Origin of the sequence: Verrucosispora sp. TAA-831, from assembly GCF_050780145.1 — a bacterium.
In the GTDB taxonomy this organism is placed as follows: domain Bacteria; phylum Actinomycetota; class Actinomycetes; order Mycobacteriales; family Micromonosporaceae; genus Micromonospora.
The window spans coordinates 5,281,363-5,295,176 of sequence record NZ_CP192240.1; the positions used below are offsets into that span (position 1 = coordinate 5,281,363).

The window sequence follows — 13,814 nt, forward strand, 5'->3', positions numbered from 1 at the left end:
AGATGAGCAAGGTGACCGCGCAACTGTCGGTGTCGCTGGACGGCTGCTACGCCGGCCCACGACACGACGGGACCGGCGACTGGATGCACTCGGCGGAGAGCCACGGCTTCTTCCGGGTCACCCGCTGGGTCACCGCCGCGTCGTCGTGGCGCGAACGGCAGGGATTCGCCGGTGGCGAGCACGACGTCAACTCGGAGATCGTCGCCGAGTCGTTCGGCGCGGCCGGCGCGTACGTGATGGGGCGGCGGATGGCCGACGGCGGTGAGGTGCCGTGGGGCGACGAGCCGCCGTTCCGGGCCCCGGTGTTCGTGGTGACCCACCGGCCCCGCCCGACGCTGCTGCGCCAGGGCGGCACCAGCTTCACCTACGTCACCGACGGGGTGGCCGCCGCCGTGGCACGGGCCCGCGAGGCGGCCGGCGGCAGGGACGTGGCGGTGGCCGGCGGAGGCAGCCTGGTCCGCCAGGTGCTGCGGGCCGGCCTGCTGGACGAGGTGGAGCTGCACGTGGTGCCGGTGGTGCTCGGCGACGGTCTGCGCCTGTTCACCCCCGACCTGGGCCTGGACGACTTCGAGGCGATCGAGATGTCCCCCACCCGGGTGGTGCCCACCCCCGAGGTCACCCACATCCGGTACGCCGTACGTGGGCGCGCCCCGCTGGTCCTGGACGACCGGGGCCGGGGCACCGGCACGCCCGAGTGAGCGTGGGCCGACGGGCCGCCGCATCCGGGGCCGAGGGGACAACGCGCAGAGGTGTACCGCCCTTAGAGTGACAGCGATTCGTCCATCGACGAGGGCGCGGTGTCCGAGCCGCCACCCGCCGAGCGTTCCCCGGCCGGGGAACCCGGCGACATCCCTGTGCCACCCGACGCCGGTCCCACCGGAACGCCACCCCGGCTGCTGGTCCTGCCACCCACCGACGGGTTGTCGCCCATCGTCTGGCCCGGCGCCGCCGACCAGCCCGCCTGGGCCATCCCAGTGACCGTGCCGCCCGGCACCCGGGGTTACGCGATCTTCCTCCCGCTGGTGGCGGCCGACGACGACCCGGCCGCCACCGCCCCGGGCACCTCGGCGGTGGCCGCCCTGGCGACTCCGCCCCCGGCCGCCGCGACGGTCTCCACCCCGGTCGGCACCACTCCCCCGGCCTCACCGCCGACCGAGCCGGTCTCGAAGGCGGCATCACCACCAGCGCAGCGGAGTCCGGAGACGGCAGCGCCGGGCCAGCGAGCTCCCGGTGCGGCACCATCGGCGGTGCTGCCCGGCGCTCCCGTGCCGCCCGCGCCCGACTACCGGGTGCCCGGCTCGCCGTACGACTTCCGGTCCCGGCCACTCCAACCGTCGTTCCTGGACCGGGCGTGGCCCGGCCCCGCACCGGCCCGGGACCGGGCCACCCCGCTGGCGGTCCTGGCCGGGGCGCTGGGGGTGGCCGCGTTCGTGCCGTTGGGGCGTACCGGCGTCGGTTGGTTCCTCGGTTGGCTGGTGCTGACCGCCGGGGTGCTGGTCGCGGTCCGCCGACACACCGCCGACCTGCCGAGGGCGCAGCGGTGGGTCCGGGCCGGTTGGGCCGGTGCCGCCCTGGCGCTGCTGGCGGTGCTGGCCTTCCGCAACGCCTGGTGGCTGGTGACGTTCTGCGTGATCGCGGCGCTGTGCTGCGCGGCCCTGGCGATCGTCGGCGGACGGCGGATTCGCTCGATCCTGTTCAGCCTCGGGGCCGCCCCGCTCGCCGCGCTGCGGGGGCTGCCGTGGGTGCGCGCCCACGTCCGGTCGACCGGCGAGTACGGCACCACCCGCTGACCCCGTCGACCGGGCCGGACCGACTCGGCCAGGGCGGCGGTGAGCGCGGCGACGAGGGCGGCGGCCAGTGTGCACCATCGAGCTGCGCGCCCACCTCGACCACGTCATGACCGATGGCACTTCCGGCGAACGCGAACGCGCCATCGAAGCCTTCATCGCCGAGATCCGCATCAACGAGAAGGACGACGTGCCCCCAGGTGACGTTGGTGGGGCGGACGGGACTCGAACCCGTGACCGAGGGATTATGAGTCCCCTGCTCTAACCGGCTGAGCTACCGCCCCGGCACCGCGCGGATCTTATCCCGCCCAGTCGATCACCGGCCAGCATCGGTGGCCGCTTCTCACCGGCGTCGCCCCCGCGCCAACAGGACGATGGGCAACGCGAGGATAACAGTGAGCAGCCAGCCTCGGACGACCGCACCCCACCGCCCGCCGGCGTTTTCGGCAGGGGGTTCAAGGACCACGTCGACGGTGAGCAGCAGGGCCCGGCCGCCGAGGCCGAGGACGGCCAGGACGCCGAGCACCAGGAGCAACGTCTCCCGCCGGGCACGCCGGGGGCGGGGGACGTCATCACGGCGGTCGCGGTACTCGCGTACCGCGCCGGGTTGTGGGATCTGCTGGGGGTCGCGGGGTGGCATGGCGACCTGCCGGTCGGCGGGTACGGCGGTGTCGAGCACGGCCAGGCCGGGTGTGCGCAGGTCGTACAGGGTCGGCTCGACGTGCAGCACGATCGCGTCGTGACCGATCAGTTGGCGGGCGCCGTCGGGCCAGACGAGCATGGCGGCGCAGTCGGCGTACCGGACGGTGAGCGGGCCGCCGTCACCGAGGTAGCTGATGCCGTCGGGGCCGACGCGGAGCTGGCCGTCGTCGTCGCGGGAGCGGTGGGCGGTGCCGGCGGGATTCGCCGCGGAGGTGGTGGGGGCGGCGACGAAACCGGCCCAGTCGGCACGGGTGCCGTCCGGCACCATCAGCAGGGTCGAGGCGTGTACCTCCTGGGCGACCCGGTGCAGGTCGCCCACCGTCACGGCGGTCAGCGCGGCGCGGTGCTCGTCGAGGCTGAGGTTGGGCTCGCCGGTGAGCAGGTTGAAGGCGTACCCGGTCAGTCTGGCGGCGTCGGCCTCGGCGGTGGCCAGCATCTCGATGCGCTTGGCCACGGCGGCGTCGAGGTCGGTCTGTTCGATCCGGCCGACCCGGAGCTTGGCCAGCACGTCGACCAAGCCGCCGAGGGCGGCGTCCTGTTTCTCGGCCAGTGCGTCGGCGAGGGCGCGCAGGACGGCGTATCCGTCGCCGCGCGGCTCGTAGCCGCAGGCGATCGTGTAGGACAGGCCGGCGTCCTGGCGCAGCGCGCGGAACAGTTCGCGTTCCAGCACGTCGGCGAAGAGACCGGCGGCGGGTCCGCGCCGCACCACCGCGTCGAGCACCACGGCCTGGTTGCCGCGCACGAAGTACGCCGGGGTGGCGGGCAGCGCCGACGACGCGGCCGGTACGGGCTGCCGGGTGCCGCTGGGCAGCGTGAGCGTCAGCCCGTCGGGGACCCGGTCACCGGCGATCCAGAGCACCGCGTTCTCGCGGGTGAACCAGCGCGCCGCCCACTGGCGAAGGTCGTCGACGGTGAGCGCGGCGAGTCCCCACTCGGGGTAGCTGCTCAGCCCGAAGTCGCGGGCACCGTGCCGCCAGAGCGGGATGTCGTCGATGGCCGCGCTGCCCCGGGTGCTCCATTCGGTCCGCAGGATGTCCTTCTCCACCTCCAACCGTGCGGTGGGCAAATCGGTGAGGTGGGCGCAGACGGCGGTGAGGAAGGCGGCGATGTCGTGTTCGGAGCCCTGCATGTGGAAGGTGGTGAAAACCGGCCCGGTGGCGCCGTTGAAGTGGTAGTCGGCGCTGCCGAGCGGGGCGAGCGCGAGATGTTCGAGCAGGTGGGTGATGCCGTGCCGGGCCAGTGTCTCGTCGGCGGTGCCGACCCGGAAGGTCAGCCCGGCCCGCATCGGCCCGCCGGTGGGCGCGAGTAGCGTGGGGACCCCGTCGGTGTCCAGGTGCGCGATCACGGCCGACCGGCCTTCGCGTACGCCTTCGCGCGCAGTCGCTGGAACTCGGTCGCCCCGTCGCCGAGGTAGCCGAACATCGACTCGTCGCCGAAGCCGCCGAGTGCGGCGAACTCGCGCGCCGCCGGGTGCCACTCCTGCATCAGGCAGAAGGCGAGGGCGAAGGTGCTGCGTACCCACACCCAACCCCAGCCGTCCCGGTAGTCGGGGTGCCAGACGGAGCGTTCCGCCGCCGCCCGGATCCCGGCGGCCACCGCCGGGTCGCGCAGGAACTGACTCGCCGCCTCGACCCGGTCGTGGTCGAGGGCCTGTTCCAGGTACGCCTCGACGACGAGTACCGCGTTGGCGGCGCCGGGCGGAGCGGCCTCGGCGCACTCGCGGGCGAACGCGTGGGTCTTCTCCCAGGTGCCGCTCCACTTGGGGCAGAACTGCTGGAGCAGCGACGTCTGCGCGGGCAGGTGGTGTGGATGGTGGGCGGCCAACCGGTCGTACCGGCGACGGGCCTCGGCCTGCCCGACCTGTAGTCCCCGACCGCTGGTGATCCGCTGGGTCCAGGCTGCCGCGTCCTGCGGGTGGCGGGCGGTGACCTCGATCAGGATCTGCTCGGCCCGGCGCAGGTGGTCGAAGAAGTCGGCGAACTGTTTCCGGCTGACATGCTGGGCCTGTTGGGCGGTGCGGATGCGCCAACCGGCCCGGATCAGGTGCGCGCCGAGCATCGCCCCGGCCACCGGGTCCTCCGGATGCTCGGCGAACACCTCGCGCAGGACCCTCTCCGCGTCGGGGGCGTCGCCGATCTCGCCGACCAGGACGGTCCGGCCGTGTGCGTCCTGGGCGTCGACGAGCGCGCGCAGGGCCGGCCAGTCACCGGCCGCCAGAGCGTCCCGACCGGTCGCGACCTGCGGATATGCCGCCGCGACGTCGAAGGTCACCGGTGGGAGGGGTGCGGGCACAGCGAGGATCATAGGTGATCATCTTCGGCTCCGGTGTCCCCGTTTTCGCTGCCCGACGCCGCCGTGCGGGCAGGCCCGGGTCAGCCGATCCCGGGGTGGGCCGGGCGTGATCGCAGGTAAGGAAGGGTCCCCTGCTAACGCCTCGTGCATAGCAGGGGACCCTTCCTTCGGCGGACCGGGCCTGGATACGACGAACGCCCACCGGCTTGCCGGTGGGCGTCGGGACGAGAAGGTGAAGCTCCCCCGTTTGGACTCGAACCAAAAACCTGCCGGTTAACAGCCGGCTGCTCTGCCAATTGAGCTACGGGGGACCGTGCCACCGCTCGGTGCGGATCTCTCCGCGCCGCGCGACCGGCACAAGAGTACAGGATTCCGGGGGGTCGTGGGCTAGGGGGTTACCCATCCATCGGATGGACCGCCAACCGGACGCAAGAGGATAAATCGTCATCGCGGCCCAAGGAGGTATGAGCGGAGAGGAGGATGGGTAGATAACTGCCGACGACATGACGCAGGCGCGAGTTCGATCGACCGTCACCCGGTCTCCGGGTACGGAAGACAGCGCGCCAGGTACGAAAGGAGCCGCCATGCGCGGAAAGATCATGTTCCTTGGCGGGCTGGCTGCGGGGTTCGTCCTGGGCGCCCGTGCCGGCCGTGAGAAGTACGAGGAGCTGATGGTCCAGGGCCGCAAGGTCCTCGACCACCCGACGGTGCAGGAGGCGGCCGGGGTCGCGCAGGCCCAGGCCAACCGCCTCTACCAGGAGGGCAAGGACAAGCTCGGCCACTCCAAGCTGGGCGAGAAGCTGCACAGCAACGGCAAGCACGGGCTGACTCCGGCGGACGACACCTTCGCCGGCACTCCGGCGACGGCGGGCAGCAGCTCGTCGAGCGCGACCAGCTCGACGTCCACCACCCCCCGCAGCAAGTCGTCCGGCACCAACGGCAGCACTCTCTGAGCCGTCCGCGAACGGGTCCGGCCGCCACCTAGGCGACCGGGCCCGTCGCTGTGTACCCGCCCGTCGTTGGGCGCTACTCGGCGTTTCGGCGCTGCACGCCGCCTGTCGCTCTGGTGCCGGGCGGCGCGGTACACCGCTTGTCGCTGGTGCCGGGCGGCGCGGTACACCGCTTGTCGCTGTTCGCCGTATGTCGGGCGACGCCGACATCGCCCGCTGCCGACTCGCCCGCTCGTCCTAGCGGCGTCATGCTGTTCGTCCGACCGCCTGCCGGCACGACGCACGGCAACTCCCCCGCTCGCCGATCGACGCCCGCGTTACGCGGCGCGTGTCCCCGCTCGGCGGTCGACGCAGGCTTCGCGCGCAACCTCCGGCCACACTCGGCGGAGCCGAGCGACGTGGTGGGTAGATTTGTTGTCGCTGGAGCGACAACAAATCTACCCACCACACGATCCGCCCCTCGCCACGCGCCCTCACCACGCCCGGGCGGGTGCCGGTCGCGCAGGATCGGGGCACACGAGCCAGGGCAGGAAGTGGCGGCCAAGGGCGAGAACCGGGGCAGGGCGGGACCGGTCGGCGCAGCGGGACCGGTCGGCGCAGGCGGGCCGGGGACGGTTCCGGCCACAGTGCCGAAACACCGCCGTGGAAGACTCCGCACCGGAGGTGGTGGGGATGGCCCTTCTCCGGCCGGAGAACCCGCAGCAGGCGCGACTGGTCCGGCTGCTGCGCGACGAGGGGCCGCGTTCCCGGGTCGAGCTGGGTGATCTGCTCGGCATGTCGCGTACCAGTCTCACCACCGAACTGGATCGTCTCGTCGCCCGCGGTCTGGTGGAGACCGCCGGTCCGGCGGCCTCCCGGGGTGGGCGGCGTTCGTCCCTGCTGCGACTCGCCGCCGGGGTTCGGTTCGTCGGCGTCCTGGTCGGAGCCGACCGGATCAGTGTGGCGGTCACCGACGGCGAGTTGAACGTGCTGGCCGAGTCCAGCGAGCCGGCTGACCTCCGTCGCGGGCCGGAGCCGGTGATCGGGCGGTGTGTCGAACTCGTCGGCAAGCTCCGCGCCGAGTCGGGGGGCGCCGAACCCACCGGCGTCGGAGTCGCGCTGCCCGGGCCGGTCGACGACGGCACCTCCATCGCGCCGACGGCGCTGCCCGGCTGGCAACGGTTCCCGGTCCGGGACGCCTTCGCCGCCGAGCTGGGCTGCCCGGCGCTGGTCGACAACGACGCGAACGTGCTGGCGTTGGGCGAGCAGCACGCCGGCATCGGCCGTACCTTCGACGATTTTCTCTACCTCAAGCTGGGTACGGCGATCGGCTGTGGGCTGGTGCTCGGCGGCACCCTGTACCGCGGGTCGACCAGCAGCGCCGGCGACATCGCGCACCTACCGCTGTCCGAGGACGGGCCGACCTGCGCGTGTGGGGAGGTGGGCTGTCTGGAGGCGTACTGCGGCGACGCCGGACTGACCCGGGCCGCGACCGCCGCGGCGCGGACGGGCCGCTGCGCGCCGCTGGCCACGCGGCTGGCCGAGGCCGGCACGCTGACCGTGTCGGACGTCGCCGCCGCCGCGCTCGCCGGGGACCCGACAGCCCAGTCACTGGTACGCGACGCCGCGCGCCGCCTCGGCCAGGTGCTCGTCGGTCTGGTCAGCTTCTTCAACCCGGGCATCGTGGTGATCGGCGGCGCGCCGGCCGGGCTCGGACACATCCTGCTCGCCGAGGTACGGGGCGTGGTCTACCGCCGGTCGGCGCCGACGGCCACCGGCACGATGCCGGTCGTCCTGTCCGACCTGGCCGATCGGGCCGGCCTGGTGGGCGCAGCCCGACTGGCCAGCGAACACGTCTTCACCGTCGGCTGACCGCACCTGTGCGGACCGGGAGCCGGGCACGCGGACCGGGAGCCGGGCTGTCCGGCCCCCGGTCGGCGAGGGTCAGTCCTTGCTGCTGAACGCGGCGTCGAAGGCGGCGGACGGGGCGTCGAAGGCGAGGCGTCGGACGAACTGGAGCGCCTCGGGGGCTCCGACCAGTCGGTCCATGCCGGCGTCCTCCCACTCGATCGAGATCGGCCCGTCGTAGCCGATCGCGTTGAGGGCGCGGAAGCAGTCCTCCCACGGCACGTCGCCGTGACCGGTGGAGACGAAGTCCCAGCCGCGCCGCAGGTCGGCCCAGGGCAGGTGCGAGGCCAGGCGACCCCGGCGACCGTCGCCGGTGCGTACCTTGGCGTCCTTGCAGTCGACGTGGTAGATCCGGTCGGCGAAGTCGAAGATGAAGTTGACCGGGTCGAGCTCCTGCCAGACGAAGTGCGACGGGTCCCAGTTCAGCCCGAACGCCTCCCGGTGCCCGATCGCCTCCAGGGTGCGCTTGGTGGTGTAGTAGTCGTACGCGATCTCGCTCGGGTGCACCTCGTGGGCGAACCGGACCCCGACGGAGTCGAATACGTCCAGGATCGGGTTCCACCGGTCGGCGAAGTCCTGGTAACCGCGCTCGATCATCGACGGCGGCACGGGTGGGAACATCGCCAGGGTGTGCCAGATCGACGAGCCGGTGAAGCCGACGACGGTGTTCACGCCGAGCTTCGCCGCCGCGCGGGCGGTGTCCTTGATCTCCTCGGCGGCCCGCTGGCGTACGCCTTCGGGTTCGCCGTCGCCCCAGATCCTGGCCGGCAGGATGCCCTGGTGCCGCTCGTCGATCGGGTGGTCGCAGACCGCCTGGCCGACCAGGTGGTTGGAGATCGTGAAGACCTGGAGGTTGTGCTTGGCGAGCGTCTCCCGTTTGCGGTCGACGTACGAGTCGTCGGCCAGGGCCTTGTCGACCTCGAAGTGGTCGCCCCAACAGGCGATCTCCAGCCCGTCGTAGCCCCATTCGGCGGCGAGCCGGCACACCTCGTCGAACGGAAGGTCGGCCCACTGGCCGGTGAACAGCGTGATCGGTCGCGCCATCGTTCTTCTCCCCTGTACGTGTGGTGGGGATTCCGTACCTGCGTGACCGGGGCGAGGGCGGCCGGATGCGGCGGCCTTGAGGGTGTGGACCGGTGGGCGCGGTGGCACCTGGGACCGACGGGTTGCGCCTCCCGTCGGTGCACCGGCCACCTCGCGGTCGCCGCCTTCACTCTAGGCGCGCGGCGCGCGGTTGCGAAAGGTGTCGCGCGTCCGCGCAAGGGTGGTGCGCGACGGGCGCAAGGGTGGTGCGCGACGGCGCAGGGTGCAAGGAGGGGTCCCCTGCTATGCACCAGGCGTTAGCAGGGGACCCCTCCTTGCGTCAGGGCAGGACCCAGCGCTGGTTGGCGTTGGTGTGACAGGTCCAGAGGTGGACCGCCTGACCGTCGGCCGAGCTGTTGCTCGACACGTCCAGGCACTTACCGGACTGCGGGTTCCGCAGCGTCCCGTTCGACTGCGCGGACCAGTTCTGGGCACCGGAGCCGTTGCACGTCCAGAGCTGGATCTTCGTGCCGTCGGCGGAGGCGCCGCCGTTGACGTCCAGGCACTTGCCCAGCGCCCGGATCGTCGAGTTCGGCGTCACCGTCCAGGTCTGCGCCGCACTGCCGTTGCAGGTGTAGATCTGGATCTGCGTACCGTCGGCGGTGGCCGCGTTCCGCACGTCCAGGCACTTGCCCGCCAGGCCGGTGATCCGGCCGGTGCCGGTGGGCGGCGGGTTCGTCCCGCCCAGTTCCTTGATCCGGATGTTGCGGAAGGACACGTCGTCACCCGTACCGTGGTTCTGGATGCCGATGTGGCCGGCGAGCGACCGTACCGGGTCGGTGTTGGTGAAGTCGTTGATCTTCGACCCGTTCAGGAAGACCTGGAGGCGCTCCCCCTCCACCAGCAGTTCGTAGGTGTTCCACTCCCCCGCCGGGTTCAGCGCGGCGTCGCGGGCGGCGAGGTCGGCGGACTTGAAGCCGTAGACCGCGCCGGTGGTCCGGTCGGCGGCGTCGGTGGGGTCGATCTGCACCTCGTAGCCGTTGTTGATGGCCGAGTTCGGGTCGCTCGACGGTGGGAAGCCGATGAAGACACCCGAGTTGTCGTCCCCGGCGAGCCGCCAGTCCAGCTTGAGCGAGTAGTTCGTGAACTGTTTCGCGCTGTACCAGTACAGGCCCATCCCGCCGACCGAGGTCAGCGTGGCGTCCGAGTTGGTGAAGCTGCCCGGCCCGGCCTGGGACCAGCCGGTGGTCGAGCCGTTGTAGAGGGTGGTGTAGCCGGTCTCCGCACGGCAGTCGGCCTTGGTGCGGCCGGCCGCGTACCGGATGCCGCCGAGCAGGTGCGCCCGGAACGCCGGCTCGGCGTACGTGGCCTGGGTGTGGCCGCCGCCGGTGTAGAAGGACCGCCCGGAGTTGACCGTCTTGCACCAGGCGATCGGGTGGTCGGCACCCATCACGCCACCCGAGTACGTCGACTCGTCCAGGGTGGCCAGCACGCGTGCGCCGGAGCGGGCGTTGGTCTGGAAGTCGTACCACTCGTCGGTGCGTACCCAGTTCTGTGGCAGGTGGGCGGTGGCGGCGTGGCCGCGGTTCTCGACGCGTACCGTGGCCTGCTGGATCGCCGGGTGCGAGCGGAAGTACGCGCCGACCAGGTTGCCGTAGTAGGACCAGCCGTACTCGGTGTCGGCGGCGGCGTGCACGCCGACGAATCCGCCGCCGGCGTTGATGTACGACTCGAAGGCGGTCTGCTGGGTGGCGTTGAGCACGTCACCGGTGGTGTTGAGGAAGACGACCGCCTCGTACTGGGCGAGGTTGCCGGTGGTGAACGCCGCGGCGTCCTCGGTGGCGGTGACGGTGAAGCTGTTCGCCGCGCCCAGGTCGCGGATGGCCTGGGTGCCGACCGCGATGGAGTCGTGCCGGAAGCCGGCGGTCTTGGAGAAGACCAGCACGTCGTACGGGGTGTCGGCGGCGCTGGCCGGGGTGGCGGGTGCGGTGCAGGCGAGGACGGCGAGGACGGCGGTGGCCAGGCCGGCGGCGGGTCTTCTGAGGAGTCGGCGCATGTCGCTCTCCCTACGGTTCGTGGTGTGAGGAGGGGTCCCCTGCTATACACGAGGCGTTAGCCGGGGACCCTTCCTTCTGTCAGGGCAGGACCCAGCGCTGGTTGGCGTTGGTGTGACAGGTCCAGAGGTGGACCGCCTGACCGTCGGCCGAGCTGTTGCTCGACACGTCCAGGCACTTACCGGACTGCGGGTTCCGCAGCGTCCCGTTCGACTGCGCGGACCAGTTCTGGGCACCGGAGCCGTTGCACGTCCAGAGCTGGATCTTCGTGCCGTCCGCCGATCCACCACCGTCGACGTCCAGGCACTTGCCCAACGCCCGGATCGTCGAGTTCGGCGTCACCGTCCAGGTCTGCGCCGCACTGCCGTTGCAGGTGTAGATCTGGATCTGCGTACCGTCGGCGGTGGCCGCGTTCCGCACGTCCAGGCACTTGCCCGCCAGGCCGGTGATCGGGCCGGTGCCGCTGGTGTTCCCGCTGCCGGTGGTGAAGGTGAACGAGTCCAGGTCGTACAGCGATCCGGTGCCGGTGCCGGCGAACGTGAGATAGAGCGTGGTGGTGCCGCTCGGCGGGTTGGTGATCGCGCCGCTCACCGTCGTGAACGTCTCCCAACCGCCGGTCACCGGGACGGTGGCCGAGCCGAGCACGGTGCCGGTGGCCGAGCCGGCGCGGACCTGGAGGGTGCCGCCGGAGCCGGCCGAGGAGACCCGGGCGCTGAACGACGTCACGTTGTTGATCCGGTACGGCTCGAACGCGATCCAGTCGCCGTTGTTGATGTTGCCGACCGTCTTGCCGCCCTCGGCGGGGGTCTTGTCGAAGACCGCGATGCCGGAGGAGGTCTTGTAGTGCTCGGCCTGCCGGCTGCGCGGCTGGAGGGTGTGCTGGGTGTGGGTGGTGAGCCCGCCGGTGTCGGTGTACTCGGCATCGAAGATCGCGAAGATGTTCGCCGCGTAGTCGTGTTCACCGTCGACCGGGATGGTGATGGAGCCGGAGCAGCCGGTCTGCGAGGTGATCTGGTGGCCGTGGCTGTCGTGGCCCAGCACGTAGGTCATCCGGACCTTCGTGCAGTCGATCGTGCCGTCCTCCGGGTCGGTGACGGTGATGCTGAACGGCACGGTGTCGCCGAAGGAGAAGAGTGAGCCGTTGACCGGGCCGTTGATGGTGACGGTGGGCGCGGTGTTGCCGACCCGGATCTGCACGCTGGCGTTGCCGGTGGCGCCCTGCGGGTCGCGTACGGTCAGCGTGGCGTTGTACGTGCCGTTGGCGGTGTACGTCTTGCTCGGGTTGGCGGCCGTCGAGGTGGTGCCGTCGCCGAACGCCCACGAGTAGGTCAACGCCCCGCCCTCCGGGTCCGACGACCCGGCCGAGGAGAAGCTCACAGTCAACGGGGCGACCCCGGAGGTCCGGTTCGCCGACGCCACCGCCGTCGGGGCCCGGTTGCCACCGCCGACGTAGTCGTAGCGGTAGAGCGCCGAGTTGGCGTCTCCGTTGAAGTACCCGGTGCCGTAGTCCAGCACGTAGAGCGCGCCGTCCGGCCCGAAGGCCATGTCCATGACCTGCTTGCCGTTCCACGGGAAGGAGGCGTCGATGGCGCCCACCGAGCCGTCGCTGTTGACGTGGATCGGCTTGATCCAGCCACGCCCGAACTCGCCGGCGAAGAACTGGCCGTCGAAGCTCTGCGGCCACTTGGTGGTCGACGTGGACGCGGCGTTGTAGCGGTAGACCGGGCCGCCCATCGGAGATTCCGAGCCGCCGCCGAACTCCGGCGGGCTGCCGGCGTCTCCGGCGTACCGGATCCAGGCGGGTTTGGCGGCCGGCAGGGTGGTCAGGCCGGTGTTGCGGAACGAGTTGTTGGTCGCCCCGCCGGTGCAGTTGTACTTCGGGCCGGCGGTGCCGGTGGCGAAGTCCCATTCGGCGTACGTCTCGTTCGTGGTGTTCGTGCCGGTGCAGTACGGCCAGCCGTAGAAGCCGGGCGCGGTGATCCGGTTGAACTCGACCTGCCCGCTGGGGCCCCGGGCGGTGGTGGAGCCGGAGTCCGGCCCGTAGTCGCCGACGTAGACGATGCCGGTGGCCTTGTCGACGCTCATCCGGAACGGGTTGCGCAGGCCCATCGCGTAGATCTCGGGGCGGGTGCGGGCCGTGCCGGGTGCGAACATGTTGCCGGCCGGGATGGCGTACGTCCCGTCGGCGTTGACCTTGATGCGCAGGATCTTGCCGCGCAGGTCGTTGGTGTTGGCGGCGCTGCGCTGCGCGTCGTAGGCCGGGTTGCGGTTGGTCCGTTCGTCGATCGGGGAGTATCCGGCGGAGTCGAACGGGTTGGTGTCGTCGCCGGTGGAGAGGTACAGGTTGCCGGCGGCGTCGAAGTCGATGTCACCGCCGACGTGGCAGCAGATGCCCCGGTCGGCGGGGACGTCCAGCACGTCGACCTTGCTGGACTGGTTGAGCGTGAAGTCGGCGTTGAGGGTGAACCGGGAGAGCCGGTTGACGCCGCGCCAGGCGGAGAAGTCGGTGGCGGTCGCCGGGGCGTCACCGGACGGGGTGGACAGCGGCGGGGCGTAGTAGAGGAAGACGTGCCGGTTGGTGGCGAAGTTGGGGTCGACGCCGACGCCCTGTAAGCCTTCCTCGTCGTGGGTGTAGACGGGGATGGTGCCGATCACGGTGGTGGTGCCGGCCGCGTCGGTGCGGCGCAGCGTGCCGTTGCGGGCGGTGTGCAGGACCGAGCGGTCGGGCAGCACCGCGAGGGTCATCGGCTCGCCGACCTCGGCCACGCCCTTGGCGAGGGTGACCTGCTGGAAGTCGGTGGCGACGATGGGGTGGGCCTGGGCCGGGGTGGGGCCGCCGAGGGCGGCCGGTCCGGCACCGAGGGCCACTGTGCCGGCGGTGACGGCCAGCAGCAGCGCCGAGGCGCCGGTGAGCCACCGTGCGGGGTGGCGGTGGTGGTGGGTGGACATGCGTGTCCTGTCCCTTCCTGACGAGTGACTGCCAGGGCGGGGCGCGCGCCGTCGCGCCGGATGCCGTAGCGGGAGGGGTGCGGTGGTGCTGTCGTGGGTTCCCGCGCCGCCGGTTCACCTCGACGAAACAATCCGGTGCTGGCGATGACACTAAACGACATTAGTCAATG

The 13,814-nt window shown here is 71.6% G+C and carries 9 protein-coding genes and 2 tRNA genes; 4 read left to right on the top strand and 7 right to left on the bottom strand.

Going from position 1 to position 13,814, the window contains the following annotated elements:
• The first annotated feature begins 2 nt into the window (after positions 1-2).
• Positions 3-698, top strand: a complete 696-nt coding sequence (locus ACQVFL_RS23370) for a dihydrofolate reductase family protein (RefSeq protein ID WP_431727604.1) — start codon at positions 3-5, stop codon at positions 696-698.
• 99 nt (positions 699-797) lie between these two features.
• Entirely contained in the window at positions 798-1,790 is a 993-nt protein-coding gene (locus tag ACQVFL_RS23375; protein WP_431727605.1) for a DUF4153 domain-containing protein, read from the top strand.
• Between the two features lie 204 nt (positions 1,791-1,994).
• On the opposite strand, the gene ACQVFL_RS23380 is transcribed toward ACQVFL_RS23375, so the two are convergent.
• The 4 genes from ACQVFL_RS23380 to ACQVFL_RS23395 all read right to left on the bottom strand — a co-directional run bounded on the left by ACQVFL_RS23380 (position 1,995) and on the right by ACQVFL_RS23395 (position 5,092).
• Positions 1,995-2,071 (bottom strand) — tRNA-Ile (locus ACQVFL_RS23380).
• A 59-nt stretch (positions 2,072-2,130) separates the two neighbouring features.
• Positions 2,131-3,834 carry a M16 family metallopeptidase gene (locus ACQVFL_RS23385; protein ID WP_431727606.1) on the bottom strand — a complete coding sequence of 568 codons (1,704 nt, stop codon included), beginning with the start codon at positions 3,832-3,834 and terminating at the stop codon, positions 2,131-2,133.
• Positions 3,831-4,781 carry a tetratricopeptide repeat protein gene (locus ACQVFL_RS23390; protein WP_431727607.1) on the bottom strand — a complete coding sequence of 317 codons (951 nt, stop codon included), beginning with the start codon at positions 4,779-4,781 and terminating at the stop codon, positions 3,831-3,833. Before ACQVFL_RS23390 ends, ACQVFL_RS23385 begins: the two co-directional genes overlap by 4 nt.
• Before the next feature lie 238 nt (positions 4,782-5,019).
• Positions 5,020-5,092: transfer RNA gene (locus ACQVFL_RS23395), tRNA-Asn, on the bottom strand.
• Between the two features lie 273 nt (positions 5,093-5,365).
• On the opposite strand from ACQVFL_RS23395, the gene ACQVFL_RS23400 reads away from it, so the two are divergent.
• A complete protein-coding gene (locus ACQVFL_RS23400; protein ID WP_431727608.1) occupies positions 5,366-5,734 on the top strand; it encodes a hypothetical protein in 369 nt (122 codons plus the stop codon).
• A 669-nt stretch (positions 5,735-6,403) separates the two neighbouring features.
• A complete protein-coding gene (locus tag ACQVFL_RS23405; RefSeq protein ID WP_431727609.1) occupies positions 6,404-7,582 on the top strand; it encodes an ROK family transcriptional regulator in 1,179 nt (392 codons plus the stop codon).
• 72 nt (positions 7,583-7,654) lie between these two features.
• Here the strand turns inward: ACQVFL_RS23405 and ACQVFL_RS23410 are convergent, their stop codons facing one another.
• The 3 genes from ACQVFL_RS23410 to ACQVFL_RS23420 form a co-directional block, all read right to left on the bottom strand.
• Positions 7,655-8,662, bottom strand: a complete 1,008-nt coding sequence (locus tag ACQVFL_RS23410) for a sugar phosphate isomerase/epimerase family protein (RefSeq protein ID WP_396693431.1) — start codon at positions 8,660-8,662, stop codon at positions 7,655-7,657.
• Positions 8,663-8,981: 319 nt separating this feature from the next.
• A complete protein-coding gene (locus tag ACQVFL_RS23415) occupies positions 8,982-10,697 on the bottom strand; it encodes a lectin (protein ID WP_396693433.1) in 1,716 nt (571 codons plus the stop codon).
• A gap of 79 nt (positions 10,698-10,776) precedes the next feature.
• Positions 10,777-13,644 (bottom strand): PQQ-dependent sugar dehydrogenase, encoded by a 2,868-nt coding sequence (locus ACQVFL_RS23420; RefSeq protein ID WP_431727610.1) that lies wholly within the window; start codon positions 13,642-13,644, stop codon positions 10,777-10,779.
• Positions 13,645-13,814: the final 170 nt, after the last annotated feature.

Excerpts from the sequence above, each read along its gene's own strand:
- ACQVFL_RS23410 (WP_396693431.1), bottom strand. The coding sequence starts at position 8,662 with ATGGCGCGACCGATCACGCTGTTCACCGGCCAGTGGGCCGACCTTCCG.
- ACQVFL_RS23415 (WP_396693433.1), bottom strand. The coding sequence starts at position 10,697 with ATGCGCCGACTCCTCAGAAGACCCGCCGCCGGCCTGGCCACCGCCGTC.
- ACQVFL_RS23405 (WP_431727609.1), top strand. The coding sequence starts at position 6,404 with ATGGCCCTTCTCCGGCCGGAGAACCCGCAGCAGGCGCGACTGGTCCGG.
- ACQVFL_RS23400 (WP_431727608.1), top strand. The coding sequence starts at position 5,366 with ATGCGCGGAAAGATCATGTTCCTTGGCGGGCTGGCTGCGGGGTTCGTC.
- ACQVFL_RS23370 (WP_431727604.1), top strand. The coding sequence starts at position 3 with ATGAGCAAGGTGACCGCGCAACTGTCGGTGTCGCTGGACGGCTGCTAC.
- ACQVFL_RS23420 (WP_431727610.1), bottom strand. The coding sequence starts at position 13,644 with ATGTCCACCCACCACCACCGCCACCCCGCACGGTGGCTCACCGGCGCC.